This is a genomic window from Aureispira sp. CCB-QB1 (assembly GCF_000724545.1).
In the GTDB taxonomy this organism is placed as follows: domain Bacteria; phylum Bacteroidota; class Bacteroidia; order Chitinophagales; family Saprospiraceae; genus Aureispira.
Map to the genome: position 1 here is coordinate 1 of NZ_JHBV01000007.1, position 21,851 is coordinate 21,851.

The following is a 21,851-nucleotide window of genomic DNA, read 5'->3' on the forward strand; positions in this document are numbered from 1 at the left end:
TGGTGGTGGTGGTTGAGGTGGTGTATTTGGTGGTTCCGTCATAATCTCTTCGATGTCAGGAATATCATCAAAAGTCAACAACTGAGTAATGGTAACATTTGTCCAGTTGATGATTAGATAAATTGCCAACAAAGCAATAACACGGCTACCATAGGTAATCGTACGTGTTTGCTTGAAAACATCTACCTCTTGATATTTCCGAACCAAAGCAGATTTGCTTTCAGGGCTATCACTGTTTTTGCTTAAAAGTTCCTGAGATTTTTTATTCAGGTAGAATTTGTAGCCGAGAATCATACCATATACTAATACGGCAATACCTATCAAGCTCAAAGCCAATTGACCACCTGTTATCTCTGGACCTGCGTACAGCAAAACACCACCTAATTGCAGTCCGTTGATTAACATAAAATATGCGTTTTAATTAAAAAATAAATTTCTAAAAAATTTAGTGTATAAACCTTCAGACAAATATAACTAAAATCTTTGCCCGAACGAATGTTCTAAAAAATTAATTTCTGTTATCAAACCATTATTAGTAATAATAGTTGTACAGCAAGTTATATTTTAAAGTATTTATTGTATGCACTTTTATAATAAACAAAAGCACCTACCAATGTTCCAACAAAATTGGCAAGCATATCAGCATAGTCAAAAGAACGACCTGGAATAGTTGCTTGCACAAATTCTAAGCTAATCCCATATGTTCCTGCAAGGATCATGCAAAATACAATCCAAGATTTTGCTCCTTTTCGCTTCCAAGAAAGGCTGCGAGCTACTCCGAAAATTAATAGAAGCGTTAAGATGGCATAAAAGATCAAATGCCCCACTTTATCTGGAGACAAAAAATTCCAAGGAATGTGTGGTAGATTAGAAGTCGTTGACAACGACCATATCAAGACAGCCCAAGCAATTGCTGGTATAAAATACTTAATGTTTGTCCAATTAGGCACTAACACTATCTTTGTAAGCTGCAGCATCCATCAACTCATCCAATTGAGCAGGGTCTGAGAGCTTAATTTTTATCATCCAACCTTCACCATAAGGATCTGAATTGACTAATTCTGATTCATCTTCTAGTTGTGTATTGAACTCTAAGATGGTACCAGATACTGGCATGAATAAATCAGAAACAGTTTTTACAGCTTCTACACTACCAAAAACCTCTTCTTGATCTAGGGTTTCTCCCTCACTATCGATGTCAATGTAAACAATATCACCCAATTCACCTTGAGCAAAATCAGTAATACCAATATAAGCTTCATCTCCTTCTACACGAACCCATTCGTGGTCTTTTGTGTATTTTAAATTTTCTGGAAAGTTCATAGAACAAAATCTATTGATTGAATTAATAAAAATTGTAGAAATATTATTGGTTCCAAAGTTAATTTTTTTTTCGAACCTAATAGCATAAACTTCCTAAAAAACATTTTTGCATCAGAACTTTTTCTTTTGTACAGAACACCTCTTATTGTAGCAGATGTTGCAAATGTTATTTTTGGTGTGTTGAGCAATAAAAAAAGTTTAAGAAGGGCTCTAATCACAAATATTTTCTATATTTGCCTTATAATCATTTCTACCATGTTAAGAGCATTAGCCATATTGTGGGTTTTATTAATCAGTATTCAATCTTTCTATCAAGGATTGATTTATACTTATTATGTCCTTAACAAAGATTATATTGCTGTTCAGCTTTGTGAAAATCGGGCAAAACCAGAATTAGAGTGTGATGGTAAATGTCATCTTAAGAAAGTTTTGAGAATTTCTAAAGAGCGAAAAACACAAGAACCTCAGCCATTTTTACCTAGCTTAGAAGAGATTAAACCACCTGTGTTATTTTATGAGCAGGTTACCTTTCATTGTTTAAAACCAATCCTTAGCAGGCAATTCTTCTTTGATAAAAGAGCTCTTTTTGAGTATGCTTTTAACTACCATTATATGCCTGTATTTGCTGATTTTGAGCCTCCTAGGGCTTAACTACTATTGCTTTATGTGATGGTTGCTATTCAACTTATATTGATCTAGTTGATGAATAAAGGGCTCAATTGTTATATGTCCTAATGTCAATATTCAATGGATTGCGAATGTCTATACAGATCGTCTTTGAACTATTAATAGATTGTTATTAAGTGAGTTGTCATGCCGTATCGTAAGAATAGGTCTTTTGTACGGAAACTTTTGAGACAATTACGTAAGTCTATTTCTATTTTTGAATCTAATATTATTAGGTTAAGGGGACACCCTTGCCTAGTGTAAGTGGTTGCTTAATAGTTTGTTTAAGAGATTTGTATCGTTGTTAGTAAAACCAAGAGGTATAAGTATGAGGTGTCATTAGTTTGGGTGAACAATACCAATGAACTCATGATGTCTTCCTTTCCAATAGAATCAGCACTAAATTTAATATTAAAAATAAGATAGGTCTATGTACTAGATCTCTAGACTAAATGCTAATCAATTAATGGTAGCATTATATCCAGCTTAAATGTCATATTTTGATATGCATATAGGCTAAGGTTTTTATTGTCTAAGCTCAACCTAATGCAAATTAAGCAAGTCAAGCCATGGGCATGATGATAGGAGAGTACTAGAGCTTTTGGGTATACGAAATTCAGAATGTTTACTCAGTTGATCTAAACGACACAAAATGCACTTAGTCCTGTGTTCTTTGAGCGCTCAAAGGATACTTTATCACTAGAATAAGTAAAAGGTCAGAAAAAATAAGAACAAAAAATGGGATTATTTTTTTGTTAATCAAAGAAGAAAAAGGAAGGCTGTTTTAGCTACGCTGCTACTGCGTGGTGCTTGTTATTTTTTTTGAACGATTACTTAGCTACTTAGTATTTAACGAAATATCTAAGTACAGGATTCTTATGTCCTTTTATACCTAAAAATTTTTCTATAAAAATTGTATTATGAAAAAAGCAACTATTATTTGTCTAATGGCTTTTATGGCCATTATAACCCCTCAGTTAATTATCGCTCAAACTACAACTGTTACAGGAAAAGTTGTAGATGGACAAACCCAAGAACCTTTGGTTGGAGTGAATTTGTGGATTGAATCAAAAACGACAGGTTCTATAACCAATACAAATGGAGAATTTGCGCTAACGGCAACGGCTTCTGATATAGTAAAGATTTCCTTTATTGGTTACGAAATACAAGAATTAACAATAAGCGAATTGCCACCTATAATACGATTAGAACCAAGCATAGCCGAGTTAAGTAAGGTTGTTGTTTCTGCTAGTCGAAATCAACAAGATCGGGCAGAAGCCCCCGCAGCGATTGCGGCTGTAACGGCAACGACGATTGATGACACTAGAGCTACTTCTTTGGATCAACTACTCAACAAAACACCTGGTGTTTTTATGGTAGATTTGGGAAATGAGCAACACAGTATGTCCATTCGCCAACCGTTGTCTTACAAAAGCTTGTTTTTGTATTTAGAGGATGGCTTACCCATTCGCCCAACAGGTGTTTTTAATCATAATGCCTTGTTAGAAATGAACCAAGCCAACATCCGACAAATAGAAGTCATTAGGGGACCTTCTTCTTCTTTGTATGGAAGTGAGGCAATAGGAGGAGCCGTTAATTTTATTACTTTACGCCCAACTTCTATTCCTACAGCAAGTATCCGATTGCAAGGAAACACCTTAGGATACAAACGAGTAGACTTGAAGACCGCTACTACTATTGGTAAATTGGGGCTTGCTTTTTCTGGATATTACGCCAATCGAAGAAACGGATTTAGAGCGCACAGTGATTTAGATAAACTGGGAATGACTTTTAAAGGGACGTATAAGGTTTCTGAAAAAGATTTTTTATCGGCTGATGTCACTATGATTGACTATAAATCGGATATGACAGGCAGCTTGGATAGTGCACGTTTTTATAGTCGAGAATACAGTTCGCTTCATACTTTTACCAATCGTGCTGTTTGGGCATTGCGTTCCAAAGTTCAATACAAACGTTATTGGACAGATCAAGCCAAGACGAGTGCGACTATCTTTTTTAGAGACAATTCCATTCGACAAATCCCCTCGTATCGGGTTAAAGACGATTGGTCGCCTTGGGGAAATCCAACAGGAAATAAAAATTTGGCACATGGAGAAAGCAATAACAATAGCTATAAAAGTTTTGGAGCGTTGGTACAACATCGTCAAGAGTTTGATTTTTGGCAAACAGCACTGACCGTAGGTGCTTCTATAGATGTAAGTCCCAATACTTACCAAGCAAATTATATTTCTATTGTTAAAAATGATGAAGGGGTTTATACCGATTATGTTAATGAAGTAGATTCTATGCTGACCAATTATGAAGTGGGATTGGTAAATCCTGCAGGTTACGTTCAATTAGAAATGACACCTTTTAGAAATTTTAAATTAGTAGCTGCTGCTCGTTACGATGCTTTTATTTATAATTATAATAATCATCTTCCTACTACGGCATTTTCAGGTGCTCCAGATAATGTAGATCAATTCTGGGCATTAACCCCAAAAGTTGGCGTTACCTATAAAATTGCCAAAACATCTGGTGTATATGCTAATTTTAGTCAAGGTTTTGTACCGCCTCAAATTGGAGAGTTGTACAGAGGAGTAAGTGTTCCTGTTTTAAAACCTGCTACTTATAATAATTTTGAATTGGGAAGTTGGATCAATTTGCTAAAAGGAAAACTACATTTGGATTTGAGCCTCTATTTGATGGATGGATTTAATGAAATTATCTCTGTTCGTCAAGACAATGGTGCGTCTATTAATCAAAATGCAGGACAAACTAGGCATATGGGGGTAGAGTATGGAGTTTATTTTAGTCCTATCAAAGATCTTTCGATTCGAGTGACTGGATCTAATGCTGCTCATGTTTTTATAGATTATAAAGAAAGTGGAAACGACTATACTGGAAATAGAATGGCACAAGCGCCTACTTGGCTATTGAATGCAGAAATAACTTACAAACCACGATTTATCAAAGGGTTCCGTATTAGCCTCGAAATGATGCACATGAACCAATATTATATGGACGCTGCGAATACTAAAACTTACCCTGGATTTTTAGTTTTTAATGGTCGTGTAGGCTATACGATCAAAGGATTTGAACTATGGTGCAACGTAATGAATTTTACCAATCAACTGTATTCCCCCAATGCTAGTTTGTCTAGGTGGGGAGAAAGACTAACGGTAGGAAACCCTATCCATCTGAATGTGGGGGTTGGATATAACTTTGTTGCGGGTATGTATAAGAAGCAATAATTTGAAGTTGGGACTGTTCTGTTGTGTCTTTATGTTTGTTATTCAGGTTACTGTTTATACAAAATAACCTACAACAGGCAGTCCATTTTTTGTGAACTAGTGGCTTTTTGAAAGCCTATTTAAAAGCAATCGTCTGTCTTAGATTAGAATGTCTTAAAGGTTGAGGAAAGACGGATGATTATACGATCAAAATCATGTTTAAAAAAATATATCAATGGCATCATCGTATTGGGTTGCTTGTTTCTATACCTGTATTGGGATGGTGCATTAGTGGTTTGACGCATCCAATGATGGCGCATTTATTTAAAATAAAACCTGCTCAACGCTTTGTTGTGCCCCAACCAGTTGCTTTGGACACAACTAGCATTGCTTTGGGAGAAGCTTTGGAGCAACATGGTATCACATCATTTAGTAATTTTAGATTGGTGCACTTTGAGAAAGAAACCTATTATCAAATTATCAGAGAGGGAAAAGAAACAGAGTATATTAATGTTAAGAATAACACATTGTTAAACAATGGAGACCAACGTTATGCGGAATATCTAGCGCGTTACTTTTTAGGCGATGAGCAGCATCCAATTGCCAGCTTAACAAAGCTAAACCAGTTTACCTTCGAGTATAAATTTATCAATCGACTATTGCCAGTTTATAAGGTTTCTTTTGATCGTTCGGATGGTATGGATGTTTATGTAGAAACGAATAGTTCTAGGCTGGGAACAATGAACAACCGAACAAGAAAAATTTGCATTGCTATTTTTAGTTATCTCCACAATTGGAATTTTTTGCAAGGGATGCCAAAACTAAAGCTTTTCTTAATGCTTTTATTTATGATCATGGCTTTTGGGGTGGCTTTTAGTGGTTTGGTCATCTATGGTTTTTTATGGAAACGAGTATTTCCTACTCATGCTGTCGAAGCTAAGAACCGAAAATGGCACCGTCGCATTGGTTTAATGGTGGCTATTTCAACACTGGGGTTTGCTTTTAGTGGTGGTTATCACGCGTTGGCTAAAGCAAATACTGCACAAGTTATTTCTGAAAAAGCACCTGTTTTTTCTTCTACAGAGGTAAAGCAGCTGCCTGCTTTGGTTCGTAAAATAGGGGATCGTTTGGTAAAAAATATTTCTATTGTATCGATAGACCAAGTCAACTATTTTCAAGTAGATTGGATGGAAAAAGCAACAGAAACCAGTTATTTTAAAACGACTACTTTAGAACATTTAGGAAAAGGGGAGGAACGTTACGCTATTTACCTAGCGAATCAATACACACAATTGCCTGCTAAAAAAATTGTCTCTGTAACTCCTATTCAAGCATTTGGTGGAGAATATGGTTTTATCAACAAGCGTTTGCCTGTTACTAAAATTCAATACGATACCAAGCAGCAACATAGTGTGTATGTAGAAACTTCTTCTGGCAAATTGGCGGCAACTATTTCTGCTTCAAAACGCTTGGAAGCATTTAGTTTTTTAATGTTACACAAGTATCATTTTATTGACCCAATAGGAAAAACAGTTCGAGATATTATTATTGTAATTATAATGATAGGAATTATTTTGGTAAATGTTTTGGGAATTGTTTTGTGGTTGAATAGACCAATAGTTCGTTGAAACCACGCAGTAGCAAAGAAGTAATCAATAGCCAAGTAGCAGTGTATCTAATTACTAAAAGATAGCGAATAGCCATTTTTTATACTAAAAAAATGGAGTTTGCAGAAGTAGAATTACTTAGCAAACTCCATACCTTTATAACAATACAAATCTATGATAGATATAAGGCTTTAAGGTTTAGTTTTTTTGTCAATAGTTTGTTGGAACCACGCAGTAGTAGCGTAGCTAATAACTATTGTTTGTTATTAAAATGAAAAACTTACTCCCAAGAAAATTCTACGAGGACGAGAAATATTGAGAGGGTTGTTCATGCGCAAATTGTATAACATCTCGTAAGAATCTGGTTGAGAAGCAGCAAAACCAGGTCCAGAGCTATTGGCTGTTGTCAAAAATCCGTCGTCATAAGGAGAACCCGTAACTGGATAAACAGCGTGTACATTTTGGGTGTTCAGCAAGTTGGTAATACGTAGATAAACGTTTAAGTAAAGTGGATTTTTTGAATTTTTTCCAATAACAAAGCTGCGATCTAACTTCATGCCCAAGCGGAAATTCCAAGGAGTTCTTGCTCCATTGATACTACCTTCTGTAATTCTGTCAGAGAAACTATTTCCAACATCTCCAGGAATTCTTTTTCTAGTATAAGGACGTCCAGAGTTGGCATTAACACTAACACTCAAACCTGTGTTTCCAAATAATTCAAAGTTGCCAATTTTAGGACCAAAATATTTATCGCCACTTTCGAAGCGGTAATCAATATTGGCGTAAAAAGTATGACGTTGATCAAAATCCAAGGCAAATACATATTTTAATTCTTCGGCTGCTACTCCTGTAGAAGATACTGGATTAGAACCTGTTCCCTCCGAAAATTGCAAGGCATAGTTGGCAATAATTCTAAGGTTTTTGTGGCGTAGCGTTTCGTATTCTAACTTAAATGCTTTGGTGGTAGAAAAATCATCGTTTCCAAACGTAGAATAAGTATTAGGATAAGCATTGGTATATTGTTGTACTTGAATCAAATCACGCTCCTCTTTGTATACCATAGACACTTTTACTTTAGAAAACCTTGTTAATGCTTGTTGAAAACCGACTTCGTAGTTAATAGTGCGTTCTGGTTTCAAATTAGGGTTGCTGATAATGCCTCCTCCATTTGTTATTTCTCTAAAGTTGTAATAATCCAATGCAGAAGCATAAGCACCTACAGGCGGACGTTGAGATAAAATATCGTAATTAGCATAGAAATTAGATTCATTAGAAATTGGGAAAGAAATAGAAATACGAGGCATTACGATGACAGTAGGTTTATAATCTACAAATGCTTTGTTGGGATCATAGTTTTGACCTTGAGGATCTATCTCTGAAGTACCAAATCCTTTTAAAGCAGGAATAAAGTTAGCTCCTAACTCGCTTGCTGAATTAACAGGGAGACCTTGTGCATTGTACCATTGGTTGCCATCTCGATAACCAACAACATTAGCATCTTTAGTATTTTGATTGACATAAACGGCGAAGTTATCACCAATATTACTAGGTCTGTTGTACTCCGATGTTTTTCCCGCATCGTACAAAGAAGAGCTACTTTCAAATTCCGCTGCTGTTTCATAACCTGTGATACTGTAAGGGTCTTTCAAAACACTGGTATTGGCATCATAACTATCGAAGCGAACCCCAAAATTGCAGATGATGTCTTTGTAAACAAATTTATCTTGAATGTATCCTGCCAAATAAATCGGCTTGTGAGGAGCAACTGGACGTGTTTTGATGCCATTGGCATCCGTTGCCGTAAAGAAATCATTAAATTGAACATTGGCTCCCAGTGGGTTTCCTTTATAGTCATAACCATAATAATTGATAATTCCTTGACTACCTGTAATAAGCGTTGACGGTTCAAACCATTCCAATTGCATTTGATCTGGTGTTAATTCGTGGACAGATATCCAATCTCTTTTGTCATATCCCAGTGCTTCTCTCAAATTTTTTCCAAATTCAGTCATGGCAGTTTCATTCCCTTCGGCATCTTTTCTGATTAAACTTTCATACAATTGATAATTGCGTTGTGTAAAAGGGTCGTAATAACTTTCACCAGTAGGGCGAGAGCGATCGGTTGCATTAGAAATATGTGCATTGGTAGTTTGATAAGCAAAACGCCATAATGCAAATGGATTGATGTTGTAGCTACGCTCGATGCGTTGCTCAAACGTTCCCCCTAATTGCAATTGATGACGAATAGGGTTACCTGAACGTTGATTGGTAACCAAGTCAAAATTGACTTGAGCGTTTCCACGTATTTGCGATTGATTGCTTTTGCTAAATCCAGCGCCTGTTTGGTGAGGAGCATTATACAAACCGTAAATACTGTTGCGACTTCCTGTATTCAAACCATTGATAACCTCCATCTGATTGAGATTAGTTGGTACATCTGAATTCAGAGGGTCTGGTTGAGGAATCAAATTATTATAGGCAGCCAGACCTGGATTAATGTCCCAATTCGGTTCGTATTTATCAAACGCATTAAAGAAAGAAGCGTGCCCCGTTTGAGCTTTGTAAGCAATAATCTCTCCTTGAGAATTATAAATAGCCAGAGAGTCTACGACTCCAATAACAGGACGTCTACTTTCGTAGAATTTCCCAACATAACCATATTCCCAAAAGCGATTCCCATAACGAGCATCTTGCGATTCAAAGTTGGTTTGATTGTAACTCGCTGTTAATTCATAACTAAGGTTTTGAAAGGCAGGTTGCAAACTTTTTTCATCTTGTTCTTCATCTGAATAATCTGGAATCGTAGAGTTTACGACATGCCTAAAACGGGCATTAAAACCAAGGTTATTTGATTTTCTATCAGGATTAAATTCATAGTTTAGGAGTTGATTGCCAATGGAAGCTGTTTTTCCCCAATTAAAAATACCTTCTGAACCAATTGTAAGAAAGAATTCTTGAGAAGGCTTATATTCTATGGTTCCTGAATACTGTGCATAAGAAGAACGAGCATTGGAGCGAACATTTGTTTTTTCAAAATCATCTTCTGTCAAAAAATCAGTGGCATACACAGACCCAGCGCCATTAGGATTAGCAATCAAAGGATTGGCTAAGATTTCTTTTCGCTTTTCATCTTTGAGTTTTAAGGTACTCAAAGCCGATGGGCGAGGATCTTTTGTGGTAAAATAGGAACCAGAAAAACGATATCCCAAAATGGTAGATTTGACAACTTTTTCTCCTCGTTTGACAGTATCGCCTAATGCGGTTAAAATAGGCTTGGCAATAATTGGTCCAGAGAAAAAGCCATTGACTGTATTCTCGCCAAAATTGTCTAAAAACTGAGAACTTTCAAGTTGAACTCCTCCGCTAAAGCGATTAGATGGTCCTTTGGTTATAATATTCGTAATAGAACCTGTTGCATTTCCATATTGAGCGGGAATACCACTTGTCATAATCTGAATTTCCTCTACTTCTAGATCTGCAATGGGAGCACTACCGTTTAACACAGGAACACCATTGACTAGAACCAAATTACTAGTTGTTCGACTGCCACCCGAACTAACCGCTTCTCCTGGTTCCAAGGCATTGACCGTAGCAGTACTAAGAATAGCACTACCAATACCTCTATCAGGATTGTTTTGGATGAAACTGGCATCTCGTGTAGCACCGCCTATATTTTTTCCTGCATCAATGATTTTGGTATCATATATTGTTGTCTCTGGACCTTTAACAATAGAACTAATCAAAATGTCAAATTGCTTTGTCTCGTTGGTAGAAATCTTAATTCCTTTAATTGTTTTGGAAGGATAACCTGTAAAAGCAATAATGATATTGTAAGTGCCACCATCAATATTAGAAAAATTATAATTACCATCAAAATCAGTGGTTGTAACGGCAATTTGATTGTCGTCTTGCATGAGGGCAAGGGTAGCATAAGGAAGTGTTTCCTCTGTGTCTTCGTCAATCACTTTGCCAAGTAGGCTAGTTTGTGCCCATGATGTGCTACTGCCAATAAGGAGTAGACTTAGGAGTATTAGGTATCGCATAACCAAGTAAGCTTTTATTGTTAGTAAAAAAGCCTTTTCGGTTGAGTTATAACAAGATTGAGAGTGGCATTTTTTATTTTCTGATAATCAATGTGATGTAGCAATATGTATATCGCAAGAATTATATAAAAAATGCCTAGAGAGTAGTAGGAATTGATTCAATATGCCCGTATTGTCTCTTTTCCATATTACAAATATGAATAGAATAAAAAATTAAACAAAGCACAAAAAATAGCCTTTCTCTAAAAAGAAAATAATATATCAGAGCTCAATTCTTGACTTTGAATGCTTATTTCCCAAAAAAAAAGAATAAAGAAACCTCTAAAAAATTGTTAAAGAATGTAAAAAAAATCCTTAAAATTGAAATCGAGTCCTACTTAAAAGGTTTTATATTAATAATTTTGTATATTATATAGTACGTCATCCCTCTATCATCAAAATATCCCCACCAATGCATAGATACTTATTTTTGGGAGTGCTACTATTTTTTATAGTTTATTGTAGTACAAGCGCGAACAGCCAAGACAACAATAAAGGTCAACTAGTAAGAGGTTTTATATTAGATAAATTTTCTAATGTGCCTATAGAAGGAGCATTGGTTGAATTGCTAAACCACTCGCCACGAATAACAGCAATCTCAAATGCTGATGGCAGTTTTGAAATGCAAGACATTCCTGTCGGGCGTCAACGAATAAGAATAGAACACGAAGGTTTTTATGAGAATATTGTTTCTATTTTAGTTGACGCAGGAAAAGAAGTTGTCTTAGACATAGATTTGGAAGAAGAATACAAGGCAGTCGCTACCATTACCTCCAAAAGAAAAAACAAAAAAGAAGATAAACGAAGACTCCGAAATAGTCGCTTGGAACCAAGCAACAAAATGATTACTGTAAGTTATCGAAAGTTTGAAATAGAGGAAGTTACACGTTATCCTGGAGGTTTGGAAGATCCTGCTCGATTGATTGCCAATTTTCCAGGTATGTATAATATCGACGACCCTCAAAACTACATTGTGTCAAGAGGAAATAGCCCTTTTGGAATTCATTGGCAAGTAGAAGGAGTCCCTATGGACAACCCGCATCATCTAGGGCGCATAGGTAATTCGGGAGCAATTTTTCCTGTTTTGAATACGAATTTATTGGCAGACTCTGACTTTTTAAACGGTGCTTTTTCGGCAGAATACGGCAATGCTTTTTCGGGAGTTTTTGATATTAATATGCGAAAAGGGAACAACCAACGATTTGAGTTTACAGGAGAATTGAGTTTGTTGGGAGCGGAAGTTTTTGTGGAGGGACCTTTCAAGAAGGGAGGGGCATCTTTTATGATTAGTTGCCGCTATTCGGTTTTGCAATTGATCAAGTTATTGGGCTTTGATACTGGGAGTAGCTCTAGTCCTGGATATGGAGATTTAAACTTCAAAATTGATGTCCCAACTAAATCAGCAGGAAGTTTTTCTATCTTTGGAATCGGTGGTCTTGCAGATGTGGCATTTTTAGCTAATAAATATGATCCTAATGATATTTTTGCCAAAGAAAATGTTGATATTTATACCGAAACTCAATTGGGGTTGGTTGGCATTTCACATAAGAAATTTATCAAAGAAAAAAGTTATTTAAAGACAACAGCTTCTTATTTGTTTGAAAATTATACGTCTAATAAAGATTCATTAGATCAAGGGGGGGGAGGAGCAAAAATTCCTTATTATACTGCTAGAGTAATGCGACACAGAGGAGGTCTAAGTAGCACGTTTAATACAAAACTCAACACACAATTAACATTTAGGACAGGTGGCTATGGCTACTTATTTTTGTTTGATATTAAGGATAATGACTTGATAAAAGGGCGATTAGTATACGATTCGGAAGATATTTTGTTTCATTTAGGCGGTTTTGCGCAAGTCCAATATAAAGTTTCCCCAAGATTTGTTATTAATGCAGGAGTTCATGCTCAATATTTTAGTTTAAACAACCGTTCTTGGGCTGTAGAGCCTCGCATAGCGCTGAATTGGTATCTGGGAAAACGGCATCAATTGAGTTTAGGATATGGATGGCATAGTAAAATTCAACCTTTTTCGGTTTCCTTTTACGTTGAGCCAGAAGGAGTGGGACAAAATGCTTACAATACAAGCAATCGAGATTTAGGCTTTATTCGAAGTCATCATTTGGTACTGTCTTACAATTTATATTTGGCACAACAATGGGCCTTAAAAGCAAATGTGTATGGTCAGTATAATACTAACATTCCCATTAGTCAGACTTCAAGTAGCTTTTCCTTAATCAATCATGGTGTCTATGAAACACCACAAAGAGTAGATTTGATAGACGATGGAATAGCTTTTAACGCAGGAACAGAATTATCTATAGAGAAATTTTTTAGTAAAGGGTATCATGGGATAATTTCTGGGGCTTATTTTCGTTCCCGTTATAGGGGAAGTGATGGTGTTTGGCGAAATACTGCCTTTGATGTTCAATATGTATTGCAAGTTTTAGCAGGAAAGGAGTTTAAAATTGGGAAACAAAAAAGAAACGCAATCACTTTAGACCTTCGATTCAACCACAGAGGAGGTACACCCTATATCCCAATTTTATTAGAAGAATCAATTGCACAAGGAAAAGAAGTTCGAGACTACGAAAATTCATATGCTGTAAGAAATGAGTCTTATACTCGAATTGATATAAAAATAGGTGCTCGATTTAACCCCCGTAAAAAGAAAATTTCCCATTATTTCTTCATTGATTTTATCAATGTTGGTTTGTTTCAGAATGCACGGCAAGTTCGATACGATGCCGAGCAACAAAAAATAGTACAAGGCGAACAATTTGGATTGCTTCCTAACCTTTTTTACCGCATACAGTTTTAAATTAGCGAATTAAGGTGCATTTTTGTAAGGAACGGTCGTTATTGCTTATCGTTTTACCTATAATTAACAACAGTCAGCTGTGATGCTACTAAATTTTAAAAAAAATATTTCACCTACAATTGTCCCATTATAAAATAGGCTATGAATTTAGGGCTTAATTCTATTGAATAAAGTGCTATGAGAATATTCCCACTTACTTATAAATGAATAGTTTGATTCGTTGAATAATTGAAAAATTGAATGGATTTGCGCTATTGTTATTAATGATGTAGTAGTCTGCGACTTATTTCATAAACTAGTAAACTAAGTTGTGCCATCTAGTTTGGTTAAGCGGTCTACTGAATGATGAAACCTATATTATAATAATTAGATAATGAGAGATGAAATGAGAAACATTTACACTTTAGTTTTTATCGTTTGTTGGTGCTTTGGGGGACAAATTTATGCTCAAAACATTACCATAAAACAACAAGTTATTAGAGGTTATGTAGTTGATCGAACGACAGAAAATGGTATCAAAGGTGCTTTTGTCGAACTCTTAAATCATTCGCCTAGAATAACCGCAATTTCTGATGAAAATGGAGCATTCGACTTAGAAGGAATTCCAGTAGGACGGCAACGTATTCGGGTTGAGTATCAAGGTTATTACGAAACAATACAAGAAGAATTGGTCGTAAGTGGAAAACAAACGGTGGTTACTATTCTGATGGATGAAGAAGCCGAAAGTTTTATTACCATAGAAGCAGATCGAAGTACGATTAAGGATAAGGGGCGGTTTCGCAATGAAAAAATGGAAACTATAGACGAAATGAACCCGATTAGTGCTAGAGCTTTTAATGTTGAAGAGGTATCGAAGTATGTGGGAGGTTTTAATGACCCTGCTCGTATGATCACTAATTTTCCTGGTATGTTTAATATAGATGATTCGCAAAACTTCATTGTATCAAGAGGAAATAGCCCTTATGGGATGCAGTGGATGATAGAAGGAGTACCTGTCGAAAACCCGCATCATTTTGCTACGATGGGAAATACAGGGGGAATCTTTCCCTTAATCAATACGAACCTATTGGATAATTCAGATTTTGTAAATGGAGCTTTGGCGGCACAATATGCTAATGTCTATTCTGGGGTTTTTGATGTTAATTTGAGAAAAGGAAATAATACACAACATGAATTTCAACTGCAACTTAGTTCTTTTGGTTTTGATGTAATGGCGGAAGGACCTTTTAAGAAAGGGGGAGCTTCTTATGTGGTTGGTGCTCGAACGGGTATTTTTGATTTGATTCAATTAGCAGGTATAGATATAGGTACTAATGCTGCGCCACATTATTATGATTTGAATTTTAAAGTAGAAATTCCGACCAAAAAAATGGGGAAATTTTCATTTTTTGGAATCGGAGGGCTTTCAGATGTTGCTCTGTTAAATGAAGGAATAGATACTAGTGATATTTTTTCAGAGCAGGGAGTTGATCTTTATATTAATGCTAACTTTGGCTTGTTGGGGGTAAAACATCAAAAGTTTTTAGACAAACAAACGTACATAAAGACAACACTATCTTATTTGTTAGAAGATTATAGGTCTCAGAGAGATACAATTTATCCAGATAGTATCGTGCCTTATTTTTCGGTTAAGAATTTTCGCCAGCGAATTGGTTTGTCTAGTGTGCTTAATAAAAAAATTACACCCAAATTTACTTTTAGGACAGGAATTCACGCTTATCTGCACTTTATTTCTATTTGGGATCGCTGGTTGCAACGAGACGAAACGCATTCTCGTGCGAATGACATTCAATTGTTAGCCAGTGGCTTTTTTCAAGCAAGGTATAAGTTTTCGCCCCGCTTTGTCATCACATTAGGTGTACAAGGTATGTATTGGACACTCAATAAGAACTCTTGGGCCATAGAGCCTAGAGTAGCCCTCAATTGGTATATTGCTGCCCGTCACAAACTTAGCTTGGGATATGGTTGGCATAGTAAAATTCAGTCGTTTACGATGTCGTTTTTTGTTCAAAAACAGTCAGATGGTAGTTATGATGAAAGTAATCGGGAGTTGGGAGCCACAAGAAGCCATCATTTGGTATTATCTTATGATGCTTATTTAGCTAAATACTGGGGATTAAGAGCGAATATCTACGCTTTATACAATACCAATATCCCTGTATTAAAAACACCAAGTAGTATTTCTTTGGCTAACCATGGAGCATTCTCGTTGTATCCTGAATTGGTAGGATGGGAGAGTACAGGTGAAGGTTTTGGATATGGTGCAGAGTTGTCCATCGAGAAATTTTTTAGCCAAGGCTATTATGGTGTGCTCTCAGGAGCTTATCAACGAGCATTGTATAAAGGAAGTGACCAAATTTGGCGTAGCAGTGCGTTTGATGTGCAATACATTGCGAATATCGTTGTTGGAAAAGAATTTAAAATAGGGAAGAAAAAACGAAATGTGCTCTATACAGATGTTCGATTTAATGTTCATGGAGGTTTGCCCTATACGCCGATTGATTTGGAGGCATCTAGAGCAGCAGGAGAAGAGGTTTTATTAATGGATCAAGCCTATTCCGAACGCTTGGGGATCTACAAACGTTTAGATTTGAGACTTGGTGCTCGTTTTAACCATCGCAAAAAGCGTATTTCGCATCATATTTATATTGAGATTTTGAATGTGGCTAATTTTAAAAATGATTTGCAAGTCAAATACAATCCTTCAACAGAGATGATTGAGCGAGCAAAGCAATTTGGTTTTCTTCCGAATTTATACTATCAACTTCGTTTTTAAGAAATAACCTCTTTAGATAGATCATTTTTTCTGAACTATGCTTTAGAAACAATAAATTTTGTAACTTGTGTGTAGAAATTTTATATTGTTTTTTGATGAATTGTATAGGTTCTCATTCAATTGAATGGAGTGTTGTTAGAAATTTTTGACCAAGAAAAGAAGGACAGAAGTGTAAACTACTCCCTAGTGTTAAAAATCAACGAACTACTACTTTAATAATACTCCGTTGCTTTTTTAGTTTTCTACGAAAAACATAAAAAAACATCTTGCAATAAACTAATACGATTTTTCAACGGAGTAATGACTTTAATAGAAAATAAAAAAAAATGAAAATAGGTGTCTTATTAGCAGGAAGTGGCGTATATGATGGTTCTGAAATTCAAGAAGCCGTTTTTACATTACTTGCTATTGACGAATGTGGGGCAGAAGCAGTTTGTATTGCTCCTAATGAGGAACAACATCATGTCGTTAATCATTTGACAGGAGAAGAACTACCAGAAAAACGAAATGTTTTGATAGAATCAGCACGCATCGCTCGTGGCGCTGTTAGTGATTTGGCAAATGCGACGATTGATGACTTTGATGCGTTGGTAATTCCAGGAGGCTTTGGCGCTGCAAAAAATTTGAACCAATGGGCAATTGCTGGACCAGAAGGAGCTATTCATGCAGATGTAAAGCGTCTCATTTTGAATATGGTAAAAGCAGGAAAACCTGTAGCTGGATTGTGCATGGGACCTACTGTAATTGCTAAGGCATTGCAAGGAGAAGATATCAATGCTAGTCTAACAGTTGGAACAACCGAAGCTTCTTCTCCTTACGATATAGAGGGAATTAGCAATGGCTTAAATGAGATAGGAGCGTTGGCAACAATGGCAACGGTTGAAGAGGTGATTGTTGACCATACCAACAAAATAGTGACGGCTCCTTGTTATATGATGGATGCAAGTGTTCGAGAAGTTCGTGAGAATATTGCTATGGCAATTGTTGAACTGATTCATTTGGTACAAGGGGAACAACAAGAAACAACTTAAATAATGCAATAGGTGGTGATAGAGCTACCACGCAGTAGCAGCGCAGCTAACCAACGAATTACGAATAATAAATATCTACCCTTTTTAACATCAATAGCCAGTGTGGGAGTCCATTAGCAATAATTTAGATTGGAGTATCATAAGCTTACCTTTTATTTCTGCGATAATAGGATGGGGAACGAATGTCCTAGCCCTAAAAATGACCTTTTATCCTCTGGAGTTTATTGGTTTTAAAATACAAGGTATAAAAGCGATTGGTTGGTCTGGGTTTCCTCCAATTGGTTGGCAGGGAATTATTCCCTCCAAAGCAGAAAGTATGGCTAGTAAGGCAACAGACATGATTACGACAAAACTAATTGATGTAGAAGATCAATTTGCTCGAATCAGTCCTGCAATTGTTGCCAAAGAAATGGAGCCAAGCATTTTGCGACTTGCTAGAGAGGTTACCAATGAAGTCATGACGAAGCACGTACCGATGTGGAAGTTGTTGCCCAATGCCCAAAAAGAGAAAATCTATGCTCGTGCTGCCGAAGAAATACCAAGCGTTATTGAGGAGATTATGGAGGAGGTAAAGGTCAATATTACTGATGTTTTTGATCTCAAAGCAATGGCCGTTAATCATTTGACCAATAACAAAGACTTGCTCAATCGAATCTTTTTGGAAGTAGGCGACAAAGAATTTACTTTTATTGAGCGTTCTGGTTTTGTTTTCGGTTTTATATTTGGTGTATTTCAAGCTATTTTATGGCTTTATTGGAGAGCAAATTGGCAACTACCAGTCGGTGGCTTGTTGGTGGGCTACCTAACCAACGTATTAGCATTGAAAATGATTTTTTCGCCAACTAATCCCATCAAAATTTTAGGTTTCAAAATACAAGGCTTGTTTATCAAACGACAGAAAGAAGTTTCTAGAGGCTATGCTCGGTTGGTCTCAGAAAATGTCATGACTATGGACAATGTGTTTACACAAATGTTCAAAGGCAAAGGTGCTGATAAGCTGATTAAAATCATTGAAAAGCATTCTAAAGAAGGAATTGACAAAACAGCGGGATTTAACAGCTCTTTGATCAAGTTTACATCTGGAACAGACACCTATGATGAAATAAAAATGATTGCTGTAAATCGTTTTATAGAGGCAGCTCCAGAACAAATTCATGTGGTGTTTGATTATGCCAAACAAGCATTAGATATTGAAGAAACAATGTATACTCGTATGACAAACCTTCCGCCAGATGAGTTTGTTGATTTCTTGCGCCCCGTTTTTCAGGAAGATGAGTGGAAGCTAATCTTAACAGGGGCTATATTGGGAATGATCGCAGGATTTTTGCAACTCTTGTTGGTTTTATAAAGCATACACAGCCTCGTCCGTGCTGCTAAAGGAACCTTACCCGTCACATCAATACTAAACAACTGCTAAATTGTGTTAATAGAATAATAAGGTAGCTGCATTTTATGTCATTTGTCCCAAGACCTACGTTATTAAAAATATGTTGTCTATTATGTTTTATAGCAATGTTATAACTACTGATAATTAGAAATGTTAGTAGTTGTTATGTAAGGCTTGTTATTCTATCTTATCACTTCTCTATGTCTGCTAAAACACTATACTACGGATCTATTTTGGTCTTGGGGGTAGGTTATTTTATTTTTCTACAAAATAAGCTCCAAGCTAAGAAATTGCAAGAAAAGAATCTATATGAAGTGTCTCAGCAGGAACCATTGTGGGACGAAAGTGTCGAATTAGAGTATACCTCAAGAAAGGAGGAGCTATCGGACTGGGCGAATCAAATGTCTTGGAACGAGCGCATGAAGCAAAAACATACTTCTTTTATCTGTGCAACTTGTGGGGCAGAGGACGAGAGGGTACAGATTGTGTTGCTATCCAATGCAGAATTTATGATTTTGTTGAGAACCAAAGACTCAGAAGAAATTTATGCACATGGTGAAATTATAAAAAGCTACAGCGACAGTACCATTCGCTATGTTTTGGAAGCGCCTGTTTATTCCAAAGAAGAAGGGATTAGTTTACAACAATACAATTTTTCGGGGCGATTTTATCAAAATGATGGAAAACGAATAGAAGATTGGAACACATTTGAGGAGGATTCTAGAACTGTAGAGCAAGTTATGGACGTTTCTTGGAATTCTAATTTTGATACACCTAGTTCCTATCTTGAGCGATGGGTTTTTGAAGAACACAAAAAAGGTTGGAAGAATGCATGGACTGGAGAATTGTATCAAAAAATAGTAAGTGGGCATAAAAAATTATAGTCAAAAAATAGTCTTATTTTTAGTGCTAGTCGAAGAGGAAAAGTGCGGCTTTACCTGCGGTGCTACTGCGTGGTAGCGAGCTAAAGCAAATTTTTCCGATGAAGAGTAGTGCAAAAAGAAGGTTGTTTAGCTGCGCTGCTACTTCGTGGTTTATAGAATTTTTTCTGAACGATTACTTACCTCAACTTATAACACAGTAAACCTCAAACATCCTCAAAGTAATAATTTATAGAATCTTCGAGCAACTGAATCAATTCTTCATCCATATAAGGATAAAGATCAGGAATATCTAAAACGACAATATCTTGATTCTGCAAAGCTGCTCGAAAGCGTTGTTGGATCTTAGATTTGTGTTTGTTTTCCATGACAAATATCACCTCCGCCCATTCAATCATTTTTTGAGTTAGACGCACCTGCGCAGAGCGTTCCGTGCCCGCAGAACGAACATGGAGACCATTTCTATTTTTAAAAATAGTCTCAGCCGTTCGACTTCGCCACTTATTTTTACTACAAACAAAAAGGACTTTAATCATTAGAAGCTCGTCTAGGTGATAAATAACGTTTGTATGCCTTCAGAGCTTCAAGTAGTGCCATTTTTCTCAATGGATATTGAGCATGCAAATCACCTGATGCTTGCTGAAAGTAGTTGTAGAAAGGATCGTTGTACATTTGATTTCCAGCAGCACTATCCTTGGCTGTTGCATATTCTTTGGCTACTGCCATTGCTTGAAGTGCAATACCAACATGTCCTGTCGAGGTTGTTGTTTCATCCAATAATTTGATTAGGATATCCATTTCCTCGATTACTTCCATTGTAGTCATTTGCTATTATTTTAAAGCGTTTAAAATCATTTTATTTATTTAGCAGCAGCAACCTAGCCAACTGTCATTATTAGAATACTTGTAAGCTATAAAAAAACTTACGTTTGATTGATTATCAGTTTTTATTTTCTAGAGAGTAGTGTGAATAATTAACTGTGTAGCAATTGGAAGTAGCAAGTTGATGTTATTCTTTTATAATTTGAATGGACTCACTAGTATCCATATCCGATTCTAGAACAATCAATTTATGCCCCTCTTTCCGTTCTACTTCTATCGCTGCGGTATTGGGAGGAATTTCTCCTAAGTTGTGAGCAATCAAAGTTAGTGTATTGACACCAGGCAATAATGGCACTCGAAATCCTTTTTTATTACGTGTTAGTGTATGCTCTTTGAGGAGAATTTGACCATTAAATTCTAGAGAAATAATATCACCATCTTCTCGATTAGAGTCCCAAACTTGAACCCATATAGAATCTTTAGGAACATGAATGGTTTCTTTCACAATCTGCTTTCTATTACTATAAGCAGGTTTAGCGACTAAAGGTTCCTTGGGAGAAGTACTAGTTGTTGTCTTGGTAGCAACAATATTCATTTCTACCACCGTATCTATTTTTTCTACGGTAGCAAGAACGGGTACAGGAGGACTACTAAATCTTTTCTTTCGGCGTACCCAAATATGTGCAGGGGCACATGTTTTCTTTTTATCATCCCAACTTGTCCAAACTCCTTGTAAGTATTCGTATTTTTTATCTTCCGACCAAGTTAACTGAGCCTCACTAAAACAAAATCCACGATTTCGACTGTTTTTAGTTTCAAATATTTTAGCATCAGCTTTGTAATTAATTCCTTTGTTGCTTGCTGTTGCACGAACTGCAAAACGAGCAAAATGTGTTTTTTTAGAAGCTTCTTCTATGTAGTATTCGCCTGTATAACGGTTTTTTTTCTTGTCGAAAACCAATGTTAATTGCACATTATGCGTATTGGTACCTTCTTTCCATACGCCTCGTTCCCAATATTCCTTATAACCATCCTTAGAAGAAGCCCCTTCACTATGATCCAAATAACCTTCCCATCGTCCAGCCATATTTTGAGCACATAAGATTTGAAAGCTAAACAGGTGCATTAAAAAGACAAATTTTATTTTCATTGATTGAAATTTTGCTGAATAATGTTATTTTTCCCTTTCCTAAAATTAACAGGATTTTATGTTTTTGCAAAG

The 21,851-nt window shown here is 36.2% G+C and carries 14 protein-coding genes and 1 pseudogene; 8 read left to right on the plus strand and 7 right to left on the minus strand.

The annotated features are described in order from the left end of the window. From CG11_RS02395 to gcvH, 3 genes and pseudogenes are all read right to left on the minus strand, one after another. Nucleotides 1-405, minus strand: a pseudogene (locus tag CG11_RS02395) (hypothetical protein); the annotation flags it as partial. A gap of 152 nt (nucleotides 406-557) precedes the next feature. Continuing rightward, the gene (locus CG11_RS02400) at nucleotides 558-950 is read right to left on the minus strand and encodes a VanZ family protein (protein WP_052592746.1); all 393 of its coding nucleotides are present in this window, start codon (nucleotides 948-950) and stop codon (nucleotides 558-560) included. Further along, entirely contained in the window at nucleotides 943-1,323 is a 381-nt protein-coding gene (gene gcvH, locus CG11_RS02405; RefSeq protein WP_052592748.1) for a glycine cleavage system protein GcvH, read from the minus strand. Before gcvH ends, CG11_RS02400 begins: the two co-directional genes overlap by 8 nt. 255 nt (nucleotides 1,324-1,578) lie before the next feature. On the opposite strand from gcvH, the gene CG11_RS02415 reads away from it, so the two are divergent. From CG11_RS02415 to CG11_RS02425, 3 genes are all read left to right on the plus strand, one after another. Continuing rightward, nucleotides 1,579-1,974, plus strand: a complete 396-nt coding sequence (locus CG11_RS02415; RefSeq protein ID WP_052592752.1) for a hypothetical protein — start codon at nucleotides 1,579-1,581, stop codon at nucleotides 1,972-1,974. Between the two features lie 935 nt (nucleotides 1,975-2,909). Further along, on the plus strand, nucleotides 2,910-5,243 hold the full coding sequence (locus CG11_RS02420; protein WP_076784485.1) for a TonB-dependent receptor: 2,334 nt from the start codon (nucleotides 2,910-2,912) through the stop codon (nucleotides 5,241-5,243). 194 nt (nucleotides 5,244-5,437) lie between these two features. Further along, complete coding sequence (locus tag CG11_RS02425; protein WP_052592754.1) at nucleotides 5,438-6,850, plus strand: PepSY domain-containing protein; 1,413 nt, start codon at nucleotides 5,438-5,440, stop codon at nucleotides 6,848-6,850. A 245-nt stretch (nucleotides 6,851-7,095) separates the two neighbouring features. Here CG11_RS02425 and CG11_RS02430 read toward each other — a convergent pair whose 3' ends face one another. Further along, nucleotides 7,096-10,872 carry a TonB-dependent receptor gene (locus CG11_RS02430; protein WP_052592756.1) on the minus strand — a complete coding sequence of 1,259 codons (3,777 nt, stop codon included), beginning with the start codon at nucleotides 10,870-10,872 and terminating at the stop codon, nucleotides 7,096-7,098. Nucleotides 10,873-11,323: 451 nt separating this feature from the next. Here CG11_RS02430 and CG11_RS02435 point away from each other — a divergent pair, with 451 nt between their 5' ends. The 5 genes from CG11_RS02435 to CG11_RS02455 all read left to right on the plus strand — a co-directional run bounded on the left by CG11_RS02435 (nucleotide 11,324) and on the right by CG11_RS02455 (nucleotide 19,810). Next, nucleotides 11,324-13,732: a TonB-dependent receptor gene (locus tag CG11_RS02435; RefSeq protein WP_052592758.1), complete on the plus strand. Its 2,409-nt coding sequence runs from the start codon at nucleotides 11,324-11,326 to the stop codon at nucleotides 13,730-13,732. A 385-nt stretch (nucleotides 13,733-14,117) separates the two neighbouring features. Continuing rightward, on the plus strand, nucleotides 14,118-16,508 hold the full coding sequence (locus CG11_RS02440; protein ID WP_197043765.1) for a carboxypeptidase-like regulatory domain-containing protein: 2,391 nt from the start codon (nucleotides 14,118-14,120) through the stop codon (nucleotides 16,506-16,508). 326 nt (nucleotides 16,509-16,834) lie between these two features. Then, nucleotides 16,835-17,539 carry an isoprenoid biosynthesis glyoxalase ElbB gene (gene elbB, locus CG11_RS02445; RefSeq protein WP_052592761.1) on the plus strand — a complete coding sequence of 235 codons (705 nt, stop codon included), beginning with the start codon at nucleotides 16,835-16,837 and terminating at the stop codon, nucleotides 17,537-17,539. A 100-nt stretch (nucleotides 17,540-17,639) separates the two neighbouring features. After that, the gene (locus CG11_RS02450; protein WP_052592763.1) at nucleotides 17,640-18,887 is read left to right on the plus strand and encodes a DUF445 domain-containing protein; all 1,248 of its coding nucleotides are present in this window, start codon (nucleotides 17,640-17,642) and stop codon (nucleotides 18,885-18,887) included. 239 nt (nucleotides 18,888-19,126) lie between these two features. Beyond that, nucleotides 19,127-19,810, plus strand: a complete 684-nt coding sequence (locus CG11_RS02455; protein ID WP_052592765.1) for a hypothetical protein — start codon at nucleotides 19,127-19,129, stop codon at nucleotides 19,808-19,810. Between the two features lie 203 nt (nucleotides 19,811-20,013). Here CG11_RS02455 and CG11_RS02460 read toward each other — a convergent pair whose 3' ends face one another. The 3 genes from CG11_RS02460 to CG11_RS02470 all read right to left on the minus strand — a co-directional run bounded on the left by CG11_RS02460 (nucleotide 20,014) and on the right by CG11_RS02470 (nucleotide 21,779). Next, a complete protein-coding gene (locus CG11_RS02460) occupies nucleotides 20,014-20,343 on the minus strand; it encodes a low molecular weight protein tyrosine phosphatase family protein (protein ID WP_052592767.1) in 330 nt (109 codons plus the stop codon). After that, nucleotides 20,336-20,632, minus strand: a complete 297-nt coding sequence (locus CG11_RS02465) for a hypothetical protein (protein WP_052592769.1) — start codon at nucleotides 20,630-20,632, stop codon at nucleotides 20,336-20,338. Before CG11_RS02465 ends, CG11_RS02460 begins: the two co-directional genes overlap by 8 nt. Before the next feature lie 184 nt (nucleotides 20,633-20,816). Next, the gene (locus CG11_RS02470) at nucleotides 20,817-21,779 is read right to left on the minus strand and encodes a hypothetical protein (protein ID WP_052592771.1); all 963 of its coding nucleotides are present in this window, start codon (nucleotides 21,777-21,779) and stop codon (nucleotides 20,817-20,819) included. Between the last annotated feature and the right edge of the window lie 72 nt (nucleotides 21,780-21,851).

Excerpts from the sequence above, each read along its gene's own strand:
- CG11_RS02465 (WP_052592769.1), bottom strand. The coding sequence starts at position 20,632 with ATGACTACAATGGAAGTAATCGAGGAAATGGATATCCTAATCAAATTA.
- CG11_RS02470 (WP_052592771.1), bottom strand. The coding sequence starts at position 21,779 with ATGAAAATAAAATTTGTCTTTTTAATGCACCTGTTTAGCTTTCAAATC.
- CG11_RS02420 (WP_076784485.1), top strand. The coding sequence starts at position 2,910 with ATGAAAAAAGCAACTATTATTTGTCTAATGGCTTTTATGGCCATTATA.
- CG11_RS02460 (WP_052592767.1), bottom strand. The coding sequence starts at position 20,343 with ATGATTAAAGTCCTTTTTGTTTGTAGTAAAAATAAGTGGCGAAGTCGA.
- CG11_RS02430 (WP_052592756.1), bottom strand. The coding sequence starts at position 10,872 with ATGCGATACCTAATACTCCTAAGTCTACTCCTTATTGGCAGTAGCACA.
- CG11_RS02435 (WP_052592758.1), top strand. The coding sequence starts at position 11,324 with ATGCATAGATACTTATTTTTGGGAGTGCTACTATTTTTTATAGTTTAT.
- CG11_RS02425 (WP_052592754.1), top strand. The coding sequence starts at position 5,438 with ATGTTTAAAAAAATATATCAATGGCATCATCGTATTGGGTTGCTTGTT.
- CG11_RS02440 (WP_197043765.1), top strand. The coding sequence starts at position 14,118 with ATGAGAAACATTTACACTTTAGTTTTTATCGTTTGTTGGTGCTTTGGG.
- CG11_RS02455 (WP_052592765.1), top strand. The coding sequence starts at position 19,127 with ATGTCTGCTAAAACACTATACTACGGATCTATTTTGGTCTTGGGGGTA.
- gcvH (WP_052592748.1), bottom strand. The coding sequence starts at position 1,323 with ATGAACTTTCCAGAAAATTTAAAATACACAAAAGACCACGAATGGGTT.
- CG11_RS02415 (WP_052592752.1), top strand. The coding sequence starts at position 1,579 with ATGTTAAGAGCATTAGCCATATTGTGGGTTTTATTAATCAGTATTCAA.
- elbB (WP_052592761.1), top strand. The coding sequence starts at position 16,835 with ATGAAAATAGGTGTCTTATTAGCAGGAAGTGGCGTATATGATGGTTCT.